This is a genomic window from Arthrobacter sp. Dra40, from assembly GCF_059091905.1.
On the sequence record NZ_JBNHHB010000332.1, the window covers coordinates 1 to 4,035 of the forward strand.

Below are 4,035 nucleotides of genomic sequence, written 5' to 3' on the forward strand. Positions count from 1 at the left end.
GGAGCCGCCCACCGGCGTTTCCGCTTAAGCCACCCTCCGGAGTTTGTCCTCCCTTGCCCCGCCCGCTGCCCGATGCCACACTGGCACGTACTGGGGGCTGGGCCCGGCCGGCCGGACTCCATCATCGCCGGCCGTTCTGCGGGAGGGGTTGCACCGGCATGACAATTTTGCACAGTCTCATGGAAAAGATCGAACAAGCCGAGGTGCTGGACAAGGTTGCCCAGCCGGTTGCCGGGCTGGTGGGCCGGCTGGTCAAACCCCTGCCGGTCCGCAACATCCTCAGCGGCAGCTTCCTAGGCCATCCGCTGCATCCGCTCATGACCGACCTGCCCATCGGGGCGTGGACCATGTCCACCCTCCTGGACGCGGTGGGCGGCCGAAGGGCCGAACCGGCTGCCGATCTGCTGATCGCGGCCGGGATCCTCACGGCAGCACCCACTGCGTGGGCCGGTCTCAATGACTGGTCCGACACCCAGGCAGAAGACAGCCGTGTCGGCATCGTGCACGCGGCAGGAAACTCAATGGCTTTGGGCTGCTTCACTGCATCATGGGTGGCCCGACGCAGCAACCACCGCGGCCTGGCCAAAGTCCTGGCCCTGGGCGGTTTCGGACTGCTCATGTCCTCGGCTTATCTTGGCGGGCATTTGAGCTACGCGCGGGGCGTCAATGTCAACCGCACTGCGTGGCACGTAGGGCCCACCGAGTGGACCGCCGCCCTGGCGGAGAGCGAACTGCCGGAGGGCCGGCCCCAGCTGGCGCACGCCGGAGATATCTCGCTGGTGCTTTACCGCAGCGGCGGCACCATCCGGGCGCTGGACAGTGTCTGCAGCCATCTGGGCGGCCCGCTGGCGGAAGGACAGGTCGAGGACGAGTGCATCACCTGCCCCTGGCACGGCAGCACCTTCCGCCTCGACGACGGCAGTATCGTCAGGGGTCCTGCCAGCTCCGAGCAGCCGGCCTATGAAACGCGGGTGAGCGACGGGCAGATCGAAGTCCGTCTGCGCGACGGTCACACATCAGCCGCGCACTGAGCGCGGTGTCGACGCACGCGATGCCCGGCGGGCGTCGGATGCGGCGATCACGAGGGTGGCGGCGACGGACGCGGCAGTCACATACAGCCCGGCGGTAATGGCCTCAGTCCAGCCGGACTGGGCCTGGACGGAAAAGGCGACGGCGGTGATCACAGCGATGCCCACCGCGGTGCCGATCCGTTGCGACGTCTGCAGGACGCCCCCGGCGCTGCCGGAGTACTCCAACGACACTTCCGCCAAGGTCAGTGTCTGGTTCGGGGTGATGATGAGCCCCTGTGCCATGCCAATGAAGGACAAGGTCAGCAGCATCCACCAGATGCTGAGGACCCCGGCCGCCTCCAGATGAATGACGGCGATGGTCAGCCCCAACCCGAGCAGCGCGCACAGGATCCCGACGACGATGATCCGCCGTCCCCGCTCCAGCACCCGCTTTCCGGACCAGTGCGACGAATAGGCACTGAGCAGCGCCGCCGGGAGCCCGATCAACCCCGCCTCGAGTGCGCTCCCGCCCAGCCCCTGCTGTATGTACAGCGCGACCAACACCCAAACGCTGGTCACCCCCATGAAGTACAGGCCGGCGATCAGCGAGCCCGAGGAAAAGCTGTGGGTGCGAAAGATCCGCAGGTCGACCATGGGGCTGCGGCCGCGGCTGCGGTAGGAATGTTCCCACCAGGCCCACAAGGCCAGGAGCCCCGCGCCGCCGGGAAGCAGCAGCCAGATCCACGGGCCGGCACTGCGTTCCACGAACGGCAGCAGCAGCGCCAGCACGGCGAGACCCAGCAGCGCAGCCCCTACCGGATCGAGGTCACGGTCGGACTTGGCCGCGGGTCTCTCCCCGGCTCCGGAGCCAGAGGTGCGCTGTTTCAAGGAAGCGCGCTCGTTGTCGATGTCCTCGCGCCCGCCGGCGCTGCGCCGGGGATTGAACCACAACAACGCCAGCACGATGGCCAGGATCCCGACCGGAACATTCACCAGGAAGGTCCAGCGCCAGCCCTGTTGCTCACCGGCCAGTTCGATGATCATCCCGCCGAGCAAGGGCCCGATGGCCACCGAGACGCCGATGACGCTGCCGAGCGCACCATAGGCCCGGCCGCGTTCGGCACCGCGGAAGTACTGCTGGATCATGCCCACTGCCTGCGGATTCAACAGGCCGGAGCCGAGCCCCTGCACAAAGCGGCTGATGTTCAGGCTCAGCGGGTCCGGAGCGAGTCCTGCGGCCACTGAGGAGAGACTGAACACCGCAACGCCGGCAATGAAGAGCGGGCCGCGGCCCAAGATGTCGCCCGCCCGGCCGGCTGCCACCAGCACCACGCCGAAGGTCAGCGCGTAGCCCGAGAGCACCCACTGCAGGTCAGAATCCGATGCCCCCAGCCCGATCTGGATGGACGGCAGCACCACATTGACGATGCTCACGCTGATCAGCGACATGAAGATAGCCACCAGCAGCACGGCCAGGATCCGCCACCGGCCGGGATCCGGCACGAAGCCGGCCGCGGCGCCGTCAGGGCGGTCGGGACCGGCCGAGATGCCGGCAGTGGGACGGTTCTCTGGAGCGGAATCGGAGGCTGGGGTCACCCCTCATTCATACGCCGAGAGCACTCCGCTGCCAAACGGCGAGGGACCTTCGCGCCCCAATGCGGGCCAAACGGTCGGGCAATTGCGCCCTTCTACTGGTGCTGGCGGAGTCGGTGCAGATAGATGGCCGCGGACATGGCCGCCGCCAGTTCCAGCAGGATGACGCCCAGCATCATTTCAGTGTGCGGAAGGGCTGCTGTCAGCGACGCAGACCCGGCTGCGGTCCCGGCGTGGCCTCCGGCGATCACCGTGCTCCCAGCGGCTGCGGCTACCCCGTGCCCTGCGTGGCCCCCGCCGTGGACTCCGGCCCCGGTGAGCAGCAGGGTGTGGAAGGCAGCCATGGCCAGTGCCGCGAGCATCAGCATCCGGGCCGGACCCGCGCCGCCGTGGCGCCAGGTTTTCAACGCGCACGGCAGGCAGAACGCGGCCATGACCAGCATCAGCAGGCTTTGCCACGGAGTGTCCACATGCTGCCAGGCCATCAGTAGGTGGGCGGCGATGGATGCGAAGGCGACCACGGTGCACAGTCGGGCCATCAGCACAAGCCGCGCGCCGCCGTCGTGCTGTGCCGTGGATTCCAGCTGCGCAACCGCGGTCATCTCCACACGCCCTGGTTAGCGGTGGCAGTGCCCACCGGCGGCGGGCTTGCTTGCCGGCACGTCCAGCACGGGGCTGCGGTCGAAGAAACCATCCGGGCGGAGCCTGAATCCGGCCGTGTCTACCGGCATGATGGGCCAGTCCTCCACCCGCGGATAATGGGTCAAGCCGAAGGTATGCCAGAGCACAATGTCCTCGCCGTCGATGTCGCGGTCCTGCGCCACATAGGCCGGGAGCCCGGCGCCGCCGGCATGCTGGTTCACGAAGTCGCCGGTCGGGTAGCGCTCGTCCTCGGCGTACTGGGTGACCCACAGGTCCTTGGCGGCGAAGGCCGCCCGCTTGGCCACCGACGACTCCGGGTCGGCCAGCAGCATGGGCTGGCCCTGCGGCATCAGTTTGTAAGCCACCGGCTCGCCCAGCCGGTTAGTGGACTCCGGGTTTGAGATATGCCAGGTCCGGCCCGCCGGCATGTTGGCTTCGCGGACACCCTCGGATTCGGTCCTCAGCAGAGTGCGACGGCGGCTGAAGGCGTTGCCTCGCTCGTTGCCTTCGCCGAGGGGAACCCGCACAGCTTCCTCTTCCTCGACCCGGTTGGTGAACCCGTCCAGCGCCATGTCCAGCCGGGCGCTGAACAGGTGCTGATGGAACGGCGCGCCCAGGCCCGGGGCCATCTCCGAGGCGTACTCGTAGCCCTTGCCCGGGTAGGCGCTGGTGAACACGATGCCGGTGGCCTTCGCCTCGAACTCGATGGTGCCGTCCAGGTAGAGGTACCAGTAGAAGCCGTAGTCGTAGTTGCCGATGGTGGTGAAGAAGGAGACCACCATGCGCCGGT

4 protein-coding genes are annotated in these 4,035 nt (G+C 67.9%); 1 reads left to right on the top strand and 3 read right to left on the bottom strand.

Features of this window, described 5'->3' with window-relative positions:
* The first annotated feature begins 158 nt into the window (after nucleotides 1–158).
* Nucleotides 159–1,031 (top strand): Rieske (2Fe-2S) protein, encoded by an 873-nt coding sequence (locus AC5RWT_RS35120; RefSeq protein ID WP_494084259.1) that lies wholly within the window; start codon nucleotides 159–161, stop codon nucleotides 1,029–1,031.
* Here AC5RWT_RS35120 and AC5RWT_RS35125 read toward each other — a convergent pair.
* The 3 genes from AC5RWT_RS35125 to AC5RWT_RS35135 all read right to left on the bottom strand — a co-directional run.
* Entirely contained in the window at nucleotides 1,017–2,606 is a 1,590-nt protein-coding gene (locus tag AC5RWT_RS35125; RefSeq protein ID WP_494084260.1) for an MFS transporter, read from the bottom strand. The two genes, AC5RWT_RS35120 and AC5RWT_RS35125, sit on opposite strands and share 15 nt — an antisense overlap.
* Before the next feature lie 92 nt (nucleotides 2,607–2,698).
* A complete protein-coding gene (locus tag AC5RWT_RS35130) occupies nucleotides 2,699–3,205 on the bottom strand; it encodes a hypothetical protein (RefSeq protein WP_494084261.1) in 507 nt (168 codons plus the stop codon).
* 15 nt (nucleotides 3,206–3,220) lie between these two features.
* A partial coding sequence (locus tag AC5RWT_RS35135) for a copper amine oxidase (RefSeq protein WP_494084262.1) occupies nucleotides 3,221–4,035 on the bottom strand: 815 nt, incomplete at its 5' end.

Bases quoted from the DNA above. Each gene is read 5' to 3' on its own strand.
- AC5RWT_RS35120 (WP_494084259.1), top strand. From the start codon at position 159: ATGACAATTTTGCACAGTCTCATGGAAAAGATCGAACAAGCCGAGGTG.
- AC5RWT_RS35130 (WP_494084261.1), bottom strand. From the start codon at position 3,205: ATGACCGCGGTTGCGCAGCTGGAATCCACGGCACAGCACGACGGCGGC.